Source organism: Emticicia sp. 21SJ11W-3, assembly GCF_024138715.1.
Classification (GTDB): Bacteria; Bacteroidota; Bacteroidia; order Cytophagales; family Spirosomataceae; genus Emticicia; species Emticicia fluvialis.
Genome location: NZ_CP092074.1, coordinates 3,103,105 through 3,124,746, shown reverse-complemented (window position 1 = coordinate 3,124,746; position 21,642 = coordinate 3,103,105). Strand labels below are relative to the sequence as shown.

Here is a 21,642-nt window from a genome sequence, read left to right as displayed (position 1 = left end):
CCCCATGAAGAAAAGTACTATTATTTTGCTGTTAGCAATGGCAGGCGCGCCGTTGCTGCTAACCGCCCAGGACCTCATCATTAAGAAAAACAAAACCGAAACCAAAGCAAAAGTGATTGAGATAACCGACGATTACGTGAAGTATCGCGACTGGGACAACCTCTCAGGCCCTATTTATAACCTGGCCCGCAGCAAGGTTTTTATGATTGTGTATCAGAACGGTAAAAGAGAGTTTATTAATGCCAGAAATGAAGTAAAGGCCAAGGGCAGCATAAAAGACGAAACCCCCGCCCGATGGCCCGAAAAAACCGAAATGCAGGAAAAAACCGAAGCGGCAGAAAGCCCCTGGCTGCGCGGAAAAACCGAGGTGATGATTATCAAATCGGCCGATGCAGAGACTGCAGACAAAGTACAGGAAGCCGACAACGCCCCGCATGACGTGATGGCCGAGCCAGACACCAGCCGGGCGGGGGCATCAAACCCTGAGGCCTCAAAGTATGCCTTTGCACCTGTTGAAGTAACCAAACAAAGAGGGTTTACCAAATTTGCCGACAACAGCCTGTATCTGGGGGTATCAGCCAATGCCATCAACCAGATGACCTTCCCGACGGTAATGATTATCAACGACTGGTTTTTGTCGCCGTCTATTGCCATTACCTATGGTGCAGGGGCTAACTACAATACGGCTGACGACATGGGCTATCAGATTAAAACCTGGGGTTTTCAGGGTATTCTTGGGGCGGCTTATTACCTGAACAAAGCGTTTAGAATTAACAAAAAGCGGGCGGCTGTTTACGTAGGCGCGGCTGTAAAATATAGTTACGACTACACCACGTCTGACCTCTCAGACCGCCCCACGTCGGCATCAAGCATGAGTGTTTTTGGCCGGGGTGGCGTAAAAATCAATATTACCCGGCGGCTGGGTTTGTTTGCCGAAGCCCACATAACCAACGGCGACCCCGACGTATTAGGCGGGTTGTCGTTCAGCTTTGTTAAATAAGCGGCCTGCGGCCTGTTTCTCAGCTGCCAAGGCTTTAAAACTGGCAATAAAATACCTAATGCTAGGTATTTATTGCCAGTTAGTAAATAATTAAGTTTGCCAGTATAATTATATTGCCCGAAGTGGCTTGCTGCACACCTGTGCCATGCCACCTTACCTAATGCCCACAAACTTTTTATAACATAAAACCAATCCCTTTAAAACAGATAACGTATCCCTTATGAAAAGAAATCTACTAACACTTGCTTTTGCGCTTGCCTTTTTGCCCTCGCTATTATTTGCACAAGACATTATCATTAAAAACGACAAGTCTGAAATTAAAGCCAAAGTGGTTGAAATAACCGTTGATTTTATTAAATATAATGACTGGGACAACCTGACCGGCCCCATTTACAATATTGCTAAAAAAGATGTGTTTATGATAACCTACCAGAACGGCAAAAGAGAGTTTATTACTGCTGAAGCCGCTACTACACCTACCAAAGCCAGGGCAACCACCCAAACAAGGAAAGAAGCCCCGGCAGATGTGCAGGAAATTGATTTAACAGGCGGCACCCCGGCAGAGGGCTCACCGTTTGAGTACACTCCACGAGACAAGACCCAACCCAAAAGCCCTACCAACTATGCCGACAGGGTATCTTACACAGGTGTTGCGCTGAACTCAATCGGCAAGGCAACTATTCCTACCATTCAGGCTTTGAACGACTGGTTTATGGCCAATAATATAGCCTTGTCTTATGGGGTGGCTATTGGTTATAACAGCATCAAGGAGTCGGGTATTGAATTGAAAACTTCTGCTTTTACGGGTATTCTGGGTGGAGCGTATTACCTGAACGAGGCCCTGAAAATTGATAAACGGAAGGCGGCGGCCTATGTAGGCGTGGCGTTATATTACGCTTATGCTTCAACTACGTCTAACTACAAAGAGTTTGAGGTTTCGGGTGGTAATTTAGGGGTGCTTGCACGCGCCGGTGGTAAATACAACTTTGCCAAGCGTTTGGGTGGTTTTGCCGAAATACAAGTCAGCAAAGGCGACCCCGCCATTATAGCTGGTTTATCAATCAGTATCAACAAATAAAATAGCTATGATACCATCTTTACTCAGGTCGGTTCTTACAGTAATGGTTGTGTGCCTGGCTTTTGCCGGATGCACCACCAAAAAAGAGGTGGAACCCGAAACCAAAGGCGAATTTGTTTTTAACAACATCAAGTATTCGGGCGCGTGCCAGGGCATAGCCTCAAAAACCTGTAAGGGTGGTTATGATGTGGCCATTATGTCAACAGCCAATATTGTTATTTACAATATGCCTACTGCCGCAACCGGTACATTTAACATAGCCAACGGATGGGCCACTAACCCGGGTTGCAATACCTATGTGCTGGTGCTGAAAGAAAACGGAAACCAGATTGCCAGCATTAACGGTACGCTGACCAAAACCGGAGACAACTCATTTATTTTACTGGTTAACGTAACCGAGTTTGCAACCGCTTCATCGGCTGCTACTATATCTGGCAGCGGTACGTACACTATTCTGAAATAACACCTTTCGTGAAGCGCTGTTTTCAGAAACAATAAACGGGCCAACCACTTGTTATGCAACCATATAAAACGGTTACCTATGGCCGTTTTATATGGTTGAACCATTGGCAGGCCCATTGCTATGACCCCCTTTTACAGGCTCTTTCCACACCCAACACAGGCTTTATTTTGTTTTTGCCTGTTTCTAAAATGAGGTTCCCGGCTATGCTGTGCAGAAAGCCCGGCGAAATCTACCTGAGCAACCACTTTTGCCACCTACCGTTACATCTGCTGAAAATTGACAATGAACGATTATAAACTGAACCTTTACCTTATATCCCTTTTCAAAAAACATGAAAAAAAGTGGCTTTTTATTCCTTTTCGTGCTAGGCTTTTGTTTTGAGCTATTGGCTCAGGGTACTGTTTATAGTAATAAAGGAGTTACTGTAACGTGGACATGCGCACTTATTAGTGGATCAAATACTCCTTGTTCGGATTTAGACAGCTATCAGATCATTTTTAAAGCTGTAAACACAAATAACAGGCATATACGTTTCCGCATTACAGATGTCAGTTTTTATGATCACTCATGCAATGAAACCAAAAATGGTTTTAGTCTCATCAGAAGCCCAAAAAATGCTTGGATTGGTGTTGTGTGGAGTAACGGTGGAGCAGCTAAATCTTTAACGGCGGCCAGGACTTATGATGTACCGGCAAATGATGAAAGTACGTCTAACGGATACATAATTACGGTGAAGCGCGGCCAGAAACCTGAGCTGGCGCAAGTAGTATTTCAAGGGTTTGACTTTGTCGATGATGATGCCCCTGAAGCTCCTTCCACAACTACTACCACAAGGGTATCGCCGCAGTGGTCGGAATGGAAGGGGTTCAGCAGTTGTGCCACCGGGCTGGAGTACCGCACCCTGAAAGACCAGGGCTATGCACTGAACTATCAGGTGCATTTGTATTTTCAGGTGAGGTCGTCTTATAACAGCCCTGTTCGGTTTGACTTTAACCTGCTTGATAAAAACGGGAAAGTGCATTTTGGTAACACGCACGACATAGCGGCAGGTGGTACGGTAGAGTTTAACCATAAGATGGATGCCGACAAGATTAAATCGATACAGGTAAAAAATGCGGTGTATATTAATAACGGGCGGTCGGTTTGTGATGCCAATGCAAACACCCAACAGGCTGCCACAAGCCAAAGTAGCCCGGCTATAACCAAACAGCAGCAGGAGCAGATGAAAGCCGCCGATGCCCATAATAACTACATTAATGCCAAGATGCGTGAAACTGAAGCAGAAGAAAAGCGGCAGCTACAACAGCAGGAGGCATTACGGAAGCAGCAGGAGGAAGAAAAAAAACGCTATGAGGCCGAGCAGGAGCGCATCAGAAAAGAAAAAGAAGCACGGTATGCCCGTTACAGTGCGGCTATTCAGAATGGTGATAATGCCCTGAAAAGCGGTAACTATGAAAGCGCCATGACTTATTATAACCAGGCCAAAAGCCTGGCACAAGACCCCGACCAGGCCCGCATAGCCAACGAACGCTATACACAGGCTTTTGAAGCCAAAAAAACTGCCGAACGCAAAGTGCGGGTAGAAAAGCAGCAGAAAGTAGATAAAGAAGAAAACGCGCAGTTTGCAGGTATGGCAGCCGGAACGGCAGGCCTGATGGCTACGATGAAAGACCGCTATATTGAGCGGTTTTTTGCGGCCAAAGTGCAACTGGGGCTGGGCATTGAAGACCTGCCCATGTACACCAACAATACCAGCGCGTATGTAATGAACAAAACTTATATACAGAAGTTTGCCATGCCTACTTTTCATGTAGGGCTGAAGGCCACGCTGTTTAACAACAAGGGCGTATCATGGCATATTAATCCGCTGTTTAATCTGGCTTTTCCGGCTTTGTCGCCCGGGAAGAGTGGCGCTTACAGCGACTACGGCGGCACGAGTTCGCTAATGATGGGCCTGAAACATGATAGCAAATGGAAGCTGTTTGCCGAAGGTGGCTGGCTGCACAAAGACGGCTCGTTTACGTATGATGCCGACGCCGCCAACGGGGGTACTACTGCCACCGACGATGTTCGCAAAGGCACCCTGAAGTACGATGTGCTGAAATATGGCGGGGGCATAGCCTTTTACTCATTGCTTGACGATGCCGAGACCATCATCAGGCCTGCGGTGTATTTTGAGCGGCCGTCGTTCTTTGCAGCAGACAAAAAACCGGTAATGAGTTTCAACCTGTTTATGAATATTTATAGCGCTTTTATTATTGACATCAGTTACTCGCCGGATTATTTCATTGGCGGGCAGGTGAATTTTCCGGGTACGGTAACACCAGAAAAAACCAGCTATTTCAGTGTAAAGTTAATCAGGCAGGGCCGGTTATATTAAGCGCAGACAGATAAGTAAAAATTGCGAGATTTTGCGAGAATCTCGCAATTTATTGGCTTTGGGGGTGTGGTGCCGTTATTGTGAAACATTGTGAACAGCTAGTGTACATTGTGGCTTACAACGCTATCAGACAGGATGCGTCGCACCGGCATACCGGCCGCAATCAGAACTTGAACCAACTTGATACGTACTTGAACAAGGCCAAAACAATGGGTTTTTCTTTATTTGTGGAAATTAAAACCCGAACAAATCAATTATGAAAAAACTAGTTTTGTTGCTGTTGGGCCTGTGTACAATGGCAGTTGCCCAAAAGAAAAAAAATGTTAGTCAGCCTGCGGCTCCTGCGGTGCCAGACTATCACATCCGCATGAGTGCCGATAAATGGCAGTTTAAAGAAGGGAAAGTAACGTTTATTGAAAAGAACGGTACCCCGGCCATGCGCATCGTGCAGGGTAACCAGGGGGCGGTGTTGCTGAAAGAGGCGGTTTTTACAAACGGCACCATTGAATTTGATTTCGAACCCGAAGCACCTATGTCGCTGGGGTCGTCGCCGACGGTTTATTTTCATGGCGATGCGCAGAGCAACGATGTAGAGATTCTGTACATCAGGGCAAGGCCGAAAACACCCACGGCCAACGATGGCGTGCAGTATTGCCCCATACTGAAGGGCGTAAATATGTGGGATATGTACCCTGATTATCAGGCACCGGCCATGTTTGAGGCAGGCAAGGCCAATCACCTGAAAATGGTGGTTTCTGGTAAGCAGATGAAGGTGTATGTGAATGACATGAACCGCCCGACGCTTTATATACCCAAACTGGAAGGCAATGCAACCACCGGTATGCTCGCGCTTGATGGCGGCATGACGGTATGGAACATGCAGGTAAAGCCCGATATAACCGAGAACCTGCCACCAATGGAAGGCCACGACCTGACCGACCACGACGCGCAGTACATCAGAAACTGGGCTATGACCACCCCGCTTGAACTGCCAGCCAAACAAGAGGTTACGAATATGGATATACCCGGGCCGGAGGTTTTTAAAGAGGCGATTCTGGCCGAAAGACAGGGTTTGGTTAATATTACGCGGAAGTACGGCAATAGTGAGAACCGAAGGGTGGTATGGTTGAAAGCTATCATTAAAACGGCAGAGGCGCAAAAGAATATGCTGCAACTGGGTTTCAGCGATGAGGTGTGGGTGTTTCTGAACGGGTCGCTGGCTTATGTAGATAAAAACCTGTTTTTGCAGCCATCAATGCGGAAATACCCGGCAGGCAGGATATCGGTACAAAATGCACGTGCGAGCCTGAACCTGAAAGCCGGAGAAAACGAACTGCTGATAGCGGTGGCCAACGATTTTTACGGCTGGGGAATTATAGCCCGGCTGGAAAACATGGAAGGAGTGGAGTTCAGTAAGTAATCAGGCATGGTGTGATGATGGTGAACCTTTAACGAAAATTGTGAAACATAGTGTGGCCATCGTGTACTTAGTGGCAAGGCTTAATATACCACACACCAAAAATGGTTTAATTCCTCATCTAACGATGGGGTATTAAACCATTTTCTTTGTATAATGCGGCGAACTGGAAGTTGGCGCCACACAGAATTTTATCAGGCATGAAACCGGAGTGTGAAGGTGGTGCCAATGCCTTCGGCGCTTTCTACGCTGATGGTACCCTGCAGGCTTTCCATCTGCGACTTGATCAGGTACAGCCCCAGGCCTTTGCTATTGGGGCGGTCATGAAAACGCTGGTACAAACCAAATATTTTGGCTTTGTGCCGTTCTACGTCAAAGCCAATGCCGTTGTCGGCAAAGGTTAGCACAATGCCGTCGTCGGTTTTGCAGGTGGCTACCTCAATTTTCAGGGTGCGGTCATAAGACCTGTACTTGATGGCATTGGTGAGCAGGTTCATGAAGATGCTCTCCAGGTAAGTCTCGTTAAATATAACCGTCGGAGCATTTTGAAACTTCAGTTCTATTTGGGCGTTGGCCTCTTCCACCTGTGGGGCCAGTTGGCTGGCCACCTGCCTGAAAATACGCTCAAAGCTGATTTCCTTCTGCTCAATATCTGAGGTGTCGCGGATTACCAGTATTTTCACCAGGTCGTTGACGGTATTGTTCAGCTGTATGGTTGAGGTCTTGAAACCATCCAGAATAGTGCTGAGGGTGGGGTCTTCGATGGGTATATCTGTAAGCAGGTCAAGGAAACCCATCAGATTAGACAAGGGCGCTTTCAGGTTATGCGAGGTAATGTAAGAGAAATTCCGGAGGTCATTGTTGTTCTGGTTCAGGGTTTTAATGAGCTGCTCTCGCTCTATTTCCTGATTCTTGCGGTCGGTTATGTCGCGGTAGTTAACCACAACGGCACCCACGGCCGGTTCGTTGAGCAGATTCTGGAAGCTGGCCTCCAGCCATCTGAAAGCACCTCTTTTGGTGAGGCTGCGGTATTCAGCCCTTTTGGTAAGCGAGGGGTCTTCAAGAATACCCAAAAAAGCCTGCGACACCACCTCGATATCTTCGGGGTGTATCAGGGTGGCCAGGTTGATGCCCAGTATTTCGTGTTCTTCAAACTCGGTGATGCGCTTGCCGGCCGGGCTGATTTCTAACATAATGCCATCGGCTGAAAGCAGGCTCAATCCGTCGCTACTGTTTTGCAGCAGGCTTCTGAACCGTTTTTCGCTGTTCCGTATCAGAATTTCAGACTTCTTTCTGTCTGAGATGTCGCGGGCTATTTTTGAGGCGCCGGTAATATTGCCGTTGATGTCTTTAATGGGCGAAACGGTAAGTGAAATTTCGAGCAGCTCGCCGGATTTATTTTTTCTGAGGGTTTCGTAGTGTTTTACCGGGAAACCGTTTCTGATGCGGTCGAGAATTTCGGTTTCTTCATGCAGGCGGTCGTCTGGTATAATAATGGTGGTAACCTGCCCGATGGCCTCTTCGGCGGTAAAACCAAACATTTTTTCGGCGCTGGGGTTCCAGGTCAGTATGGTTTTGTTGAGGTCCATACTGAGGATAGAGTCTTCTGACGAATTAACGATTGACACAAAAAGCGCCTGTTGTTCTTTAAACCGGTACTGCTCGGTAATGTCTTTAAAATTGGCCACTACTACATTTACCTCGGGTTTATGCAGCATATTGGTAAAAGTGCCTTCAATAATACTATAGCCGCCGACTGCCGCTTGTTTGCGCAGGATTACATCAATGGGTTGCTCGGGGTTGGCAAGGGCTTTGTCCAGGGTATCCTGGGCTGTCTGGCGGTCGTCCGGGTGCAGGTATTCTCGTATAAGTTCAATGTTGTCATGTTTTTTCAGAAACCCAAAGGCTTTCTGAAAAGACGGGCTCATAAATTCAATTTTGCCTTCGGCGTCAAAGAGCAGCAGCAGGTCATGGCTGTTTTCAAAAACCGACCTGAACAGCGCTTCGCGTTTAGATATTTCTTCCTCAGCTTTTTTGCGGTCGGTAATTTCGCGGGCGGTCATGCAACTGCCTACAATTACACCGTTTGCATAAACGGGGCTCAGCGAGTATTCAAACCAGAGGTTATCGCCGTTGGGGCGTTCAAAGCATCGATCATATTTAATGGTTTCGCCTTCCAGAGAGCGGCTAATGGCGGCTTTGGCCAGATCGCAGCGGGTATTTATGGCCAGGTCAAGCAGGTCTACCCCAATTACTAATTCTTTGTCGCCGTTTAATTGTGCCACCCTGATGGCGTTATGGTTAAAGGCCTTTACTATGCGTTGGGTATCCATCAGCAAAAAGGCCTCTGTTGTGTTTTCAAAGATGGTTTTCAGGTCTCTTTCCGAATTGCTCAGGCGTTCTTCGGCTTCCAGGCGTGTGGTAATATCCTGAAAATTGGCTACCAGCGCCTGCACGTTCTGGTCGTGCAGCAGGTTGGTAACGTAGCCTTCAACCCAAATATAGCTGCCGTCTTTACATTTCAGGCGGTTGGTACGGCTTGCGGTGCTGCCCGGTTTGGCTATCAGCCCGGCAATCAGGCCGGGGCTTTCGGCGGCCTGCTCAGGGTGCATAAACTCCTGATTGAAATGACCTATTACTTCTTCTGACACAAAACCGGTGTGTTTCTCAAAGGCCGGGCTTACGTAGGTAATCAGGCCGTCTGGTTGCACCAGTATGATGATGTCTTCGCCGGTTTCAACCAGCGCTTTAAACCTGCCTTCGGTTCGTGCCAGTTTTTCTTCTGTTTGTTTCCTGATGCTGATGTCTCTGTAATTGGCAACAATGGCACCCACGTTGGCATCGTGCAGCATATTGGCCATCATGCCTTTCAGCCAAATATAATGCCCATTTTTATGTAGAAGCCTATACTGAACCGGTTTAGCAATACCAGGGTTTTGTATAATAAATCTAAAGGTATCTGTTACCTGGGGTACGTCATCCGGGTAAATGGTGGCAGCTGCCAGCCCGGGGTCATTATTGATGTCATCGGGGGTGTAGCCGGTTACCCGTTCTAAAGCTGGGCTTGCGTAAATTACCTTGCCGTTTTCGGTGGTAAGCATCACAATCTCTCCGGCGTTTTCAACCAGGGCTCTGAAACGGCGTTCACTTTGTTCCAATAGTTTTTCGGCATTTTTACGGGCCGAAATATCGCTTACAAAAGTACTGGTTTTGGTGAGGCCGAACAGGTCTGTATAAACCACAGAAGAGAACTCAAGCGGAAACTCCTCGCCGTTTTTTCTTATACCAATTGTTACGCCTTTCAGTTTGCCACCGTGCATGTCGGCGTCTTTAAATTGAGAGGCATGTTCTTCAAACTCAAGTAGCAGGTCGTTGCGGTGCATACTTTTAAGTTCGTCATAGGTATAGCCGAAGATGTCTGAAGCAGCCGGATTAGCATCCATAATTTTACCTTCGAGGGTACAGAGAAAGAAGGCATCGGGCGAGTTGTCTATCATGTGCTGATAGATTACTTCGTTCTGGTGTTTGTCTAGTTCGGCTTTTTTTAAACGGCTGAGGTTGAGAGAGGTAACGTATGCACCAATTATCTGATGCTGGTCATTATAGATAGGTTTGTAACGGGTATTAAAGCTGATAAATTTGTTTTTGAACGAGGGCAGGTTCAATTCTACATCTAATTGTTCGCCATTAAATACGCGGTTGTAATATTTTCTGATGGTTTCGGTGCGGCCTTCTAATACGTAGTTCAGGATATTTTCGCCGGTTTTGACTTCAAGACCCATAAAATCAAAACACAAATCTTTGAAACCCTTGTTATATTTAACTATTTTCAGCTGTCTGTCAACAATGAGGTAGTTTTCATCGATATAATTTTCAAGCAGATTTCTATAATCCAGATTATCTATGGTATTAACCGGGATTTCTCCGGAAGAGGGGTTGTTTTTCCCCGGAAAGCTGCTTTCAGATGTAGAAGTTTTGTTGTTCATGTAAATCAGTTGTTGAATCTACGAATTGCACCCGCATGCTTCATCGTATCCGCAAAAAGGTCACAGATTGGTACAGTTGGTACCGTCTTGATGATTTTAGCACAGCTAATGGTCTGGTTAAAGAGGTGGATAAACTAACCGGCAGCAAGGCTGGTCAGAGGTTAAGATTAGATAATGAAGCCATAGTTAGTGGCTTGGTTACGTAATCAATTATCATGGGGTATTTACGTGCTCTGTCTCTTTCTGCCTGATCGGTTGATGAAGACAGAATAACAACCCTTGTATTCGGAAAAATGTGGTAATAGCGGTTCGAAAACTCGTCCAGAAAATCCCAGCCATTCATAATGGGCATATTCAGGTCCAGAAAAATCAGCTCGGGTGCCTGATCTGCTGTGTTATGGTGCAGCAAATCATGATAGAACTCTAACGCCTCTTTGCCGTTCATGCGGGTGGATATTTCCTGTGCAAAAAACGTCTTCTCTACTACCAGCTTTATCAGTGTCAATGTTATTTTATCATCATCTACACATAGCAGCCTTTTGATCTTCATTCTTTAATTATTAGGTTTGGCAAATTTACTAACAACCTGGGCGCCAGCCTGAGGCAGGCTTTTACCCTTATAAATTTTCAATCAATAGCTTTTGTTGCATGGTCTCTGTCAAAGAAAGGCTGCAAAAGTATAAACAAAAGCAAAGATTGTGCCTTTTTTTTACAAACCACGTATAAAAGTTTACAAGCTGACGTATTTCAGGCTATTCCCGCCTGAATATCAGCTAATGTATGGCTACGCCCGCGTATGGGCACAGCATTTCATAAAAAGTTTTATGGCTTAATGAATAATTGTATCAGTCTATTGGCTATTCAATAAAACAAACGGGTGTTGAATTATTGATTTCTTTGATAATGAAGCATCTTTTGTATCAATCGCAAAAACCGGCCAAGGCAGCCGTTTGTATTATTTGCATCATAGGCCTCCGACTGATGCCGGTAAATTTGTTTAGTTTTCGTCTTTTATTATGGTCTTAATTTTTAGTCTTTTATGCTTTTTACGCTGGCAAAAGTTTTGTAAAAAAGGCTTTATTACTTGTTTTCTTTGAACAGAAACACAAATAAGCGTTTAAAATTAGAGCTATACCAATTAGTTATCAAATTTTAGGGGTTAATCTTATCAGGCGGGTACATACTACAACCCCGCCGATACGTGGCAACCCCATTTATGATTTTCAGGTATGATACACCGAAATTTGCACGGTGTTGTTTTGTGCCGGTAATAATACCGACGACCTGAACCTTATTTTTTCAGCCTCAAGGTAGGCGCTCAGTTTTTTCAGGCGCTCGGCGTTGTGGCCTGGGTTTTCAATAGAAATAGTTATGGTGGTTTCCTGCTCAATGATTCTGGCAGGAACGATGTCGCTGCTCTCAATGGCTTTCAAAACTTTTTTCCTGAATTCTTCAAAGTTTTTCATACGGTACAAAAGGGATTAAACCCGGTTTTAAGCTTATCTTGCCAACTGACATACTTGCGTATACAGACAACTGTTTAATTATGTGGCTTTAAATGTGCCGTAAACTTAAACAAAATTAATAGTTTATTATGGGAAAAAATAGAAACTAACTTTTTTTTATTGGGGATTTGTAACCGCTGGCTCAGAATGGGCTTGCCGGATGGTACCGTTGAATTTATTTTTACGGAATTATTTTCAGCTTTTTGGCATTATGCAATTGAATGCCGTATTTTTGTTGCCGAAAAACGTTGGCTACCGGAGTAATAAGCCGGATTGACGCCAGATTTAACCTATGAATAAAACGATTGATAACCTCAGGGCCGAACTGGTGGTGGTGCTTGAGAAATACGACCTGCTATATGAAGACATTACTGTTAATGCCGGCAGGGAAGAGGTTGCCATTACGTTTATCCGTAAGTTTAATACGCGTCTGCTTCAACATTTTTTCAGATACCTGAACGAAGAAAACATCAATTACAGCAGCTATTTCTGCACCAGAGCAAAACGCATAAAGGTGCTTGTAAATATGCCCTGAGTTATGTATTACCCGGGTAGAGGCAGGCGTATGCCGCCCCGATTGACAAAAATACTTTAACCTAACTGCTATGTGCGGCCTAAACAAAACGGCCGCACATATTACCTGCCCATGGACTACTTCTTAAGTGTTGTTGAAGACAGAATAGCCGCGCTTTCTTTTAAGCAACAGGTTTTATACATGGCTCTTAATTGTGAAAAACTATTGCCCAACTACATTGAGTTTTACAGGCGAACCAACCGCGGAGACCTGGAGGTGTTTGAAGAGGCTATGGTTATTCTTTACCAGTATCTGCAGGATATGCCGCTTGGTGAAAACGAGCTGGAAAATACCTATAACCGGATAGTGGAAGCCATACCCGAGCCTGCTCATTTTAAAACAGCCCTAACGCCGTTTGCGGTAGACACCGCCACCGCCTTTGCCGATGCCATTGAGTATCTGCTGAGCGAAGATATAGGCTATGTGGCAGGGTCTTCTTACCGCGCACTGCAAACGGTTACCAGGTTTACCAGCTTTTTGATACAGAAAAATGCGGATGATGAACAAGAAAGCGCCGTTGGTTTTACCCGCAGGGAAATTGAACGCCAGACCATATTACTGACCCACCTGAAGGAGGCCGAAATTACCCTGCCGTTTATTGCTTTTATGCGCGAAATCAACAAGGCAGACGGGCCGATTATTGACTGGGGATTGTTGGGTATGTAAGGCTTTTTTTACCTGGCTTATGTAGCTGCTGAGCAGCGTTTCAGGCCGCTGGCAGGGCTTACTTTTGTGCAAAATATTTTTTCGGTAATTATGCTTATATTATAAGTATAAATGTTATATTTGTAATAGATAATTATAACACACAACCGGACATGCCAATACATGAGCCGGGCACTGAATCCACAGGAATAACTTATACAATTGACGGGCTGGAGTTTCTCTCAGACTACGGCGTGTATGTAACTGCCTCTAAAGGTATGCAGGATATGCCGCCCCTGAAAGAACCACAGATAGTTGATTGGCCCGACTCGCACGGAACTGTTGTTGATTTAGCTGCCCCCCGATACACCAATCGCATAATTGAACTGGAGTGCTTTGTGAAAGCATCCGGCAAACTTGATTTTTTCAGAAAAATCAACACTTTTCTCAATGCCTTTCAGAAGCCCGGTTTGCGCAGGTTAGACATCCGCATTACCGACAAGCCGCTGATTTACATGGTTTATATTGCCGACGGCGTGAATATAGACAAGCGCTGGTACCAGCACGAAATGTTTGGCACTTTTACGCTGAAACTCGTTGAGCCGTCGCCGGTAAAGCGATTGTATGTACGTACAGGTATTACCGTTAGTATGACAATTACTACCCAAAACCCCATTGACATCTATTGGGGAGACGACAAAAAAACACTGAATGTTTTTGGCAACGAGGTAAATGTAACGCATGATTATGCAGGAGACCCCGGCCCGCATTTTATACTGCTATGCGGTGTGATTGAAGAAATTAAGCCCATTATAACCAATGCCGAAGAAGTATGGAACAAATACTGATATATCACCCCAACGGAACATCAGAGCCCATCAACGACCACGGCTCGGTGAGTGTGATAAAAAAGGCCGAACACAAGAAAGTACTGCTGGGGGAAGACATCATTACCATGACGGTAGAAAGCGCCACGGTACGTAATTTCGGCATCGGCGATTACATTAAACCAGCGGGGATGTCGAAATACCGCATCAATCAGTTGCCAACGGTGGCCAGAAACGCCAACCGGAAATATCAGTACGATATCAACTTTGAAGGCCCCCAGTATGACCTGATGCGGGTGATGTACCGGAACACCGACGAAGCCATGGTGAACAGCGCCGCCGATTTTTTTCTGATGGGTAATCTGGAGGCTTTTCTGAACGTGATTATCAAGAACCTGAACCGGGTTTTTGACGCAGGCAAATGGGCCCTGGGCGATTTTCCGGCAGATACCGAAACCCGGAATCTGTCTTTTGCCGGCGAAAACTGCCTGACGGTGCTGCAAAGGCTGTGCGACGAGTACAAGCAGCAGTTTGTGTTTGCAGAAACAGACACCCATACCGTACTGCACGTGCGCACCCTGGGCACGGCGCTCAACTACAATTTTAAATACGGGCAGGGCAAAGGCCTTTATAAGCTGACCCGCGAAAACGTAGATGCTAAAAACATGATAAATACCTTGTGGGCGTATGGCAGCTCTAAGAATATCCCCAGCAATTATAAGGGGTATTCGCCGCGCCTGCGCCTGGGCGATGAGGAAGACGAACCCGCAATGGAGGCCAATTCAATTGCGGCTTTCGGGAAGTTTGAAGGCAGCGTAATTTTTGAAGAGATTTATCCGCATCGCACCGGCTCGGTTACAGGTATTAATGAAACCAACGTGTATATGTTCAGCGATGATACGATGGATTTTGACCTGAACGCCAAAGACGACAAAGGTAACTGGTTGTATGTAACCGGTAGTGTGAAGCCTAAAGTGATTTTTCAGACCGGCGATCTGGCCGGGTATCAGTTTGATGTAATCAAGTATAACAGTAAGCTGTTTACGATAAGCAAATATACCGACGAACGCGGAATGGAGTTTCCGACACCGTTGCCTGAACCTGAAAACCCCGATGGCGGCCCCGGTGGCAGCCCGGGCGACGGTGAGGGCAACGACCCCGGTGACGGGTCTGGTGGTGGTGGTGGCAGCACAACCTGGCGGGTAAGTGCTACCGCAGCAGCGGACGAGAGCGGCACACCGGCGTTCAGGATAAAATCGGGCGATAAGTATATTCTGGTTGACATTACCATGCCGGAGTCTTACATTTTGGTTGCTGAAAACAAACTGGCCGACAAAGTAAGAGAATACCTGGATATGTACTCTTACCCTACGTTGAAGTACTCGCTGGAGCTGGACGAGGTTTATCTGAAAAGCCTGAGCCCAACGCCCAATATTTTTGAAGTGGGCGACACCGTGAATATTGAAGATGAGGTGCTGTCGGTCAATAATCGCATCAAAATCGGAGAATATACCCGCGACCTCCTGCGCCCGTACAAGTATCAGCTGGTGATTCAGGACGTGCAGAATACCAGCATTATCAAGCGAATTATAATTAATGGAAGAACTACAAAGGAGTTAGAGAAAGACGCGGGTAAGAACTTTCCGAGTCGACCTAAAAATGACAAGATTCAAAGGGACCCAACTCCAAAGATAGTCGATACATTAAATTATTCACCGACTGTAAGTCTGGGACAATACTCTGATACAATTGATCTGGGTAACTATACCACTCTGCTAAAAAATCATGGTTCAATTTTCTTTTTTAATCAGAACCAATTGTCGGCGCATCTTGATGTTTCGTACCTAAAGGCTAACAGAACCGTAAAAGTACCTGACAAAAACATTACCATTAACGACTGGCAAGACCTCATTAATGTACCCACTGCCCTGAATGCCCTCATAACAGAAGATGAAGTGCTGGTGCTGGGCAAAAATAATGCCCGCATTGAGCTGGGCGGCAATGCGTCTGAGATCAGAGTCAATGGCCTGCTTGATTTTGGCGGTGGAAGTTTTTTCAGAAATTACCTGCCCGGCGAAAGCGATATTGACGGGCTGGTGCTGAAAACAAAGTCATTGCTGATGCCCGACGGCCCGCTGATTGCCAAAGCCATAAATGTGTGGGATAAATTCAGGATTGATATAGAACCCGACAACAGCCGCACGAATCTGGCAGCCGGCAACCGGCTGTCGCTGAAAGGCGAGGGGGTTGACGTGCGGTCGACTGATGAAGAAAAAGACATCAGCTTTTATCTGGGCGACACCAGAAGTGTAATACTGAATGCCGACGGGCTGGGTATTGGTGTAGAAGCTCCCGAATATACCCTTGATGTGGCCGGTGATATTAACACAACTACCTATTATAGCATTAACGGGGTGCGCGTAGGCGAATGGGGGCAGTTTCAGGAACATACGCAGTATGCCTCTTTGGCCGATATTGACAACTGGGGTGTAACTTTTACCAGCGGCATGGCTGACGATATGCCCGGCGCAGCTGCCCAGTGGCACGTGTTTAAGTTGGGTATAGGCGAGGAGTATCCCGAACAGGCCACATATCTGGCCTTTGGCCGCCCTTTTGATGGTCAGTTTGATGGCCGCCTGTATCTGCGCGGCAGGTATGGCGAGGCCGATTCCGGCTGGTTGAGCTTTGGCGCCGACTGGGGCCAATGGCAGGGGCATGAGCAGTATGCCTTGCTGGAAGATATTGATAACTGGGGTGCTGCATTTCTGAACGGCACGGATACAGATATGCCCTACGAGGCTACCCAATGGCATGTATTGAAGCTCGGAATCGGTAAAGAATACCCCGACCAGGCAACCTACCTGGCCTTTGGCAGGCCATTTGCCGACCACTTTGACGGCAAACTGTATGTGCGCGGTTTGTATGGCGGCACCGATTCGGGCTGGATAGGCATTGGCGGCGACGTAAAAGAATATGTGTTTGACAGAGGCGAATATGAAGCCCGGTATAAAGGCCTGCTGATAGAGGAGATAGACGGTGACGAAGGCGTTTTTATTGGCAAAGATGTGGTAAACGGGGGAATTGTGCTGGAAATGAACGTGGTGTCGATAGATTCTCCCGCTGTTACCACTTACCAGAACTGGATAAACCCCGCAGACGGCAGGCTGTATTATATAGACCCTGTTTACCCCAACACACGCTACAAATATGTGCTGGAAGGCGAAGACGCCGAAGGCGGGCTATATACAGGCGCATTGCCCATTTCGGTGTCTGGTAACGTGATATCCATCTCCATGGCAGGCAGTGGCACGTCGGGGGCTTTATCAGCCTACGACTGGAACAACTTCAACAGTAAGTTCAGCCTGCCGGCAGGTGGTACCAACGGGCAGGTGCTGATGAAAAGCGGCAGCACGGCCGTATGGGGTACGGTGGGTTCAGGCGGTAGTTATTCAGGCGCAGGGCCCATTAGTATCAGTGGGTCGGTTATATCAATCGCTACGGCCGGGGCAAGCCAGGCAGGTGCATTAAGCGCAGCAGACTGGCTTAGCTTTAACAATAAATTTACCCTGCCCGCCGGAGGCTCTGAAGGCCAGGTACTTACCAGAACAGGCAGCGGCACAGCCTGGGCAACCGTAAGCGAAGGAGGGGTTTACACCGGGGCCGGGCCTATTGATGTAAGTGGCGCTGAAATCTCTATTGCTATGGCTTCGGCCTCGCAGGCAGGCGCACTGAGCGCAGCAGACTGGGCGGCTTTTAACAACAAACTAAACAAACCCGCAGGCGGCAGCAACGGGCAGGTGCTGATGAAAGACGGCAGCAATGTAGTTTGGGGCGATGTAGCCGGTGGAGGCACCTATGCAGGTAATGCGCCTATATTTATCAGTGCCGGATTTATTTCTATCTCCACCGCCAGCAGCACGGTTACAGGTGCTTTGAGCGCCGACGACTGGAATACCTTCAACAACAAAATGCCCATGCCAGATAACGAAGGTGTGAGCGGGCAGGTGCTTACCAAATATGGCAGCAGCACCAGATGGGAAAACGCCGGAGCAGCTTACACAGGCAACCTGCCTATAACGGTTTCGGGCAATTATATCTCTATTCAGCAGGCCACGGCGGCGCAATCTGGCTACCTGACTTTTGGCGACTGGAATACCTTCAACAGCAAGTTCAGCCTGCCGACAGGTGGCAGCAGCGGGCAGGTATTAATGAAAAGCGGTGGCTCGGTGGTATGGGGGTCGGTGAGTTCGGAGGGTGGTTACACGGGTACATCGCCCATATCAGTTAGTGGCGGCAGTATATCCATTCAGCAGGCATCGGGTTCACAGCCGGGTTATCTGAGCGCCTCAGACTGGAATAGCTTTCATAGCAAGCTCGCCAGTCCGGTCATGAGCGGTTCTGACGGACAAATGCTGATGCTGAGTGGCGGCTTGCCCGTTTGGGCAGATGCGCCCGCTGGCGGCACCGGTTATGTGGGTAATTCGCCCATTTTTGTATCGGGTAATCATATTTCAATAGGCATGGCGGGTAGTACGTCGCCGGGCGCATTGAGTGCCGACGACTGGAATACCTTCAACAATAAAATGCCTATGCCCGAAACGGGTACAACCGGGCAGATACTGTACAAACTGGGCAGCGGTGTGCAGTGGGCCGATGCGCCTTTGTACACAGGTACATCGCCCATATCCGTTACAGGCTCGGTAATATCAGTGGCTACAGCCGGGGGTAGTCAGAAAGGTGTTTTGTCGGCCGAAGACTGGACAACCTTCAACAATAAATTCAGCCTGCCGTCAGGTGGCAGTAACGGGCAGGTACTAACCAAAAGCGGCAGCTCGGTGGTGTGGCAAGACAACAGCTACACGGCATCAGGCCCCTTGTCAATAAGCGGCAACAATATTCAGATTCAATACGCCAGCGCCGCCAATGCAGGTGCCCTGAGCGCATCTGACTGGACGACGTTCAATAACAAATTATCGCCCGGATTCACCACTACCGAGATAAGTACGTTCAGGAATCAGCTGAAACTGGACAAAGAAGAGGTAGGAGGCTACCCCGTTGGCTTACAATTTAACAGGCTGTCGGGCGGCACAGCCACGCAACTGGGCGGCGTTTATCTGGACACCGACGGCAACGGAACCTTGTGCATGACGGGTTATAACAACGCTATGATAGCTATTGTAACCGAGCATGGCGACATGGAATTATCGGCCGGAGGCAAAGTCATCATTCAGGGCATTGAGTTAGACATGACCGGCTTTGCCGTAGGAAAAGTGCTGATGGCCACAGCCGCCGGCAAGGCAAGCTGGGTAACCCCTTCATAAGTAAAAAATTAAGCTACAAATATGACCAACAACGAAGCGCTGACCATAGCAGCAAACTATGACGTGATTCTGGAAATGACCGGAATTGATTTTGGATACTCACTTGAATTGCTGGAAGAAAGCAAAAAAGTAAAGCCGGTGCAGGATTCGCTCGAAAACGTTCAGAGCGTGCTAACAAAAAAGCTGAAGCCCCTGCACGAAAAGAAAAAAAACACAGATACAAATGCTGAAGAACAGGCGGCGCTGGATGCCGAAATAAAAGCAGAAACCGAAAAAGCCCATGCCGAATGGAACAGAATAACCGAGGCAGCATTTGCAGGGAGTTTCAGGCCGGTTGAATTAAGCAAAATACCGACCGACACCGAAAGGCTGGATAAACGCCTGAACAAGGACGGTATAAGCATGGTAAGGGCAGCGCTGCTGCTGCTGTCAAGAAGAGGGTTGGTAAAAAATTAAGCACAAGTTTAAACAAAAAGGATATGGCAATAGGTGTTAGTCCGTTGGTAGATGCAGAGGGCGAAGTATTAGTAAAAAAAGAGGGAGCAGACCACTTTGCGAAGGTATTTAAGCGAAAAGTGGGCAACCAGATGCAATACCTCTGGTTTACGACCGACGCCACCGGAAAGCCGCTGAACAGAGGCGGGCAGGTAAAGGGTACGTCTCTGGAGGAGTCGCTCACGGAAGCAAAATTGAATATGCCGGTAGTGTACAGAGAAGTGCCTGTGCTGGAGAACCCCAACCTTAACTGGGAACAATCGGTATTGCCCGGCCTGATTTCCGGCTTAACGGATATTCCAAACATGAACTCGCTGGGTTTGTCAGTTTTTCCATCAGTTCCGGTGTCGCCATCAGGCAGTATCAGGGCCGAATTATGGTGGGGCGATGCGCCGCTTTTCAGAGGAAATGCCGAGGGCATCAGAGCATTGGGGCTGGCTACCGCCTTTGACCATAACCGGGCGTTTGACACAACGGCCATGCCGGTTTCAGAACGCTACACCTGGAACATTCCGCCTGAGCGTTACGCTTTTGATTCTGTTGAGCAAAATGAAATCAACGGAGCCGGAGAGTACAACATCAACATGTTTGGTGCTGGTGGTACGCGCCGAGACAAAAACAACCAGGTAATCAGGATTCCGCGTGTGCACTGGGATATTGAGCTGGGCAGCTGGTCTGAGGCCAAAGCAGCCGCTTTTTACAAGGGGTTTCATAATGCTGCTTTAGTCGATAATCCCGACTTTGTGAGTATCGTATATGGTAAACCGGCAATCAGGCAGTACAGGGCATTCTGGCGGCAGAGTAGCTTTTATTATGATGGCGATGCTGTGCCAGACAGGCAGAAGCTGTATCCTTTTATGAAGGCCGGAGTCAACTATCAGGAGCCGTCCGGCGCCATTGATGCGTACTTTCAGCATAAGAATATTTATTTTAATATTCTGTATTCTTATCCGTCGGCGCCATTACCGCTCAGTACAGCCATGTATAAGAAGTCGGGCGGAGCGATAGTGAACGACGGAAGTGGAGAGCGCGATTTTGTAGATCACGGTTTTGATGAAGTTCAGCGAGGCCTGAACATGCACTGGTCGCCCAATGAAGGCCACGAAAACGACCCTGTCAATGATGATCAGGGCCCTTACAAGCACTGGATACATGAGGCATTTCTGGCAGTTTACGGCGGCTATGCCCATTATGCCAACGCGGTGTTTAACCTGAGAGCCTTTGCCGGAAGCAATGACATCAGCAATGTAATTAACGGGCCTTATAAAACCTGCTGGATGCTGCGCACAACCAACGAAAGCAACAGTTGGACAAACGCTTACAGGCCGCTGGACCGATACACAACCAAGCTGTATGTGGTAATGGGCTTTATGTTTACCGATAAGGTGCTTTGGTGGGCAGGGTGGACAGGCACGCTGGGCTTTACTGACGACGGAAGTGGTTTGTACCCTTTGACAAACGAAGGAAACGCTTTTACGCAAGCGGGTATTGAGGGCTTGGATGCCTACACCAAAAACGTGCATCTGGGCGCCGAGCGGCAGTCGCTGGCGATTAGTTATGCCATCCGGATGAAAAACCGTGACTTCGGCCTTTACGGCAGTAACGACCAACTTTGTGTTTTTACAGACCCGATGCACATTCAGCCCCGTGCAGAGCTAATCGGGCTGGGTCGCCTGAGAGCCAATCATCTGGATATACTGCTGGCAGAGCCGCGGCTGGAAGCTGGCGAAACCCTGACCGTAACGATTGGTAACACGGTGAATGGCGTAACTTTTACCCGCGTGCTGAACGAAGGAGGCATAAAGGACCCATTGTGGGAGACTTTCACGTTTCCGGGGGCAGGAAATCTGACACCAGCTCAGGTATGGATACAGTACACTTCAATTAAGGGTGTAGCAGTAAAGAAGAACGGGTTGCACGGGGATGTCTGAATCGGTGCATAAGATTAATT

The 21,642-nt window shown here is 47.5% G+C and carries 14 protein-coding genes; 11 read left to right on the top strand and 3 right to left on the bottom strand.

Going from position 1 to position 21,642, the window contains the following annotated elements; translation table 11 throughout:
• The first annotated feature begins 4 nt into the window (after positions 1-4).
• The 5 genes from MB380_RS13185 (at position 5) to MB380_RS13165 (ending at position 6,341) form a co-directional block, all read left to right on the top strand.
• On the top strand, positions 5-1,000 hold the full coding sequence (locus tag MB380_RS13185; RefSeq protein WP_253523562.1) for a hypothetical protein: 996 nt from the start codon (positions 5-7) through the stop codon (positions 998-1,000).
• A 220-nt stretch (positions 1,001-1,220) separates the two neighbouring features.
• Positions 1,221-2,078 (top strand): hypothetical protein, encoded by an 858-nt coding sequence (locus MB380_RS13180; protein WP_253523560.1) that lies wholly within the window; start codon positions 1,221-1,223, stop codon positions 2,076-2,078.
• A gap of 7 nt (positions 2,079-2,085) precedes the next feature.
• On the top strand, positions 2,086-2,541 hold the full coding sequence (locus MB380_RS13175) for a hypothetical protein (RefSeq protein ID WP_253523552.1): 456 nt from the start codon (positions 2,086-2,088) through the stop codon (positions 2,539-2,541).
• A 331-nt stretch (positions 2,542-2,872) separates the two neighbouring features.
• Positions 2,873-4,921: a cell envelope integrity protein TolA gene (locus MB380_RS13170; RefSeq protein WP_253523543.1), complete on the top strand. Its 2,049-nt coding sequence runs from the start codon at positions 2,873-2,875 to the stop codon at positions 4,919-4,921.
• A gap of 256 nt (positions 4,922-5,177) precedes the next feature.
• Complete coding sequence (locus MB380_RS13165) at positions 5,178-6,341, top strand: DUF1080 domain-containing protein (protein ID WP_253523541.1); 1,164 nt, start codon at positions 5,178-5,180, stop codon at positions 6,339-6,341.
• Between the two features lie 191 nt (positions 6,342-6,532).
• On the opposite strand, the gene MB380_RS13160 is transcribed toward MB380_RS13165, so the two are convergent.
• The 3 genes from MB380_RS13160 to MB380_RS13150 form a co-directional block, all read right to left on the bottom strand.
• The gene (locus MB380_RS13160) at positions 6,533-10,324 is read right to left on the bottom strand and encodes a PAS domain S-box protein (protein WP_253523539.1); all 3,792 of its coding nucleotides are present in this window, start codon (positions 10,322-10,324) and stop codon (positions 6,533-6,535) included.
• 154 nt (positions 10,325-10,478) lie between these two features.
• Positions 10,479-10,874 (bottom strand): response regulator, encoded by a 396-nt coding sequence (locus tag MB380_RS13155; protein ID WP_253523537.1) that lies wholly within the window; start codon positions 10,872-10,874, stop codon positions 10,479-10,481.
• Between the two features lie 673 nt (positions 10,875-11,547).
• Positions 11,548-11,790: a hypothetical protein gene (locus MB380_RS13150; protein WP_253523527.1), complete on the bottom strand. Its 243-nt coding sequence runs from the start codon at positions 11,788-11,790 to the stop codon at positions 11,548-11,550.
• 331 nt (positions 11,791-12,121) lie between these two features.
• Here MB380_RS13150 and MB380_RS13145 point away from each other — a divergent pair, with 331 nt between their 5' ends.
• The 6 genes from MB380_RS13145 to MB380_RS13120 all read left to right on the top strand — a co-directional run bounded on the left by MB380_RS13145 (position 12,122) and on the right by MB380_RS13120 (position 21,622).
• Positions 12,122-12,364 carry a hypothetical protein gene (locus tag MB380_RS13145; RefSeq protein WP_253523525.1) on the top strand — a complete coding sequence of 81 codons (243 nt, stop codon included), beginning with the start codon at positions 12,122-12,124 and terminating at the stop codon, positions 12,362-12,364.
• Between the two features lie 72 nt (positions 12,365-12,436).
• Positions 12,437-13,069: a DUF416 family protein gene (locus MB380_RS13140; RefSeq protein WP_253523523.1), complete on the top strand. Its 633-nt coding sequence runs from the start codon at positions 12,437-12,439 to the stop codon at positions 13,067-13,069.
• Between the two features lie 152 nt (positions 13,070-13,221).
• Positions 13,222-13,896, top strand: coding sequence for a hypothetical protein (locus MB380_RS13135; RefSeq protein WP_253523514.1), 675 nt, complete (start codon positions 13,222-13,224; stop codon positions 13,894-13,896).
• Positions 13,881-19,196 (top strand): phage tail protein, encoded by a 5,316-nt coding sequence (locus MB380_RS13130; RefSeq protein ID WP_253523512.1) that lies wholly within the window; start codon positions 13,881-13,883, stop codon positions 19,194-19,196. The genes MB380_RS13135 and MB380_RS13130 overlap by 16 nt, the downstream gene beginning before the upstream one ends.
• Before the next feature lie 21 nt (positions 19,197-19,217).
• Positions 19,218-19,652, top strand: coding sequence for a hypothetical protein (locus MB380_RS13125; protein WP_253523503.1), 435 nt, complete (start codon positions 19,218-19,220; stop codon positions 19,650-19,652).
• A gap of 23 nt (positions 19,653-19,675) precedes the next feature.
• Positions 19,676-21,622 (top strand): hypothetical protein, encoded by a 1,947-nt coding sequence (locus tag MB380_RS13120; RefSeq protein WP_253523501.1) that lies wholly within the window; start codon positions 19,676-19,678, stop codon positions 21,620-21,622.
• Positions 21,623-21,642: the final 20 nt, after the last annotated feature.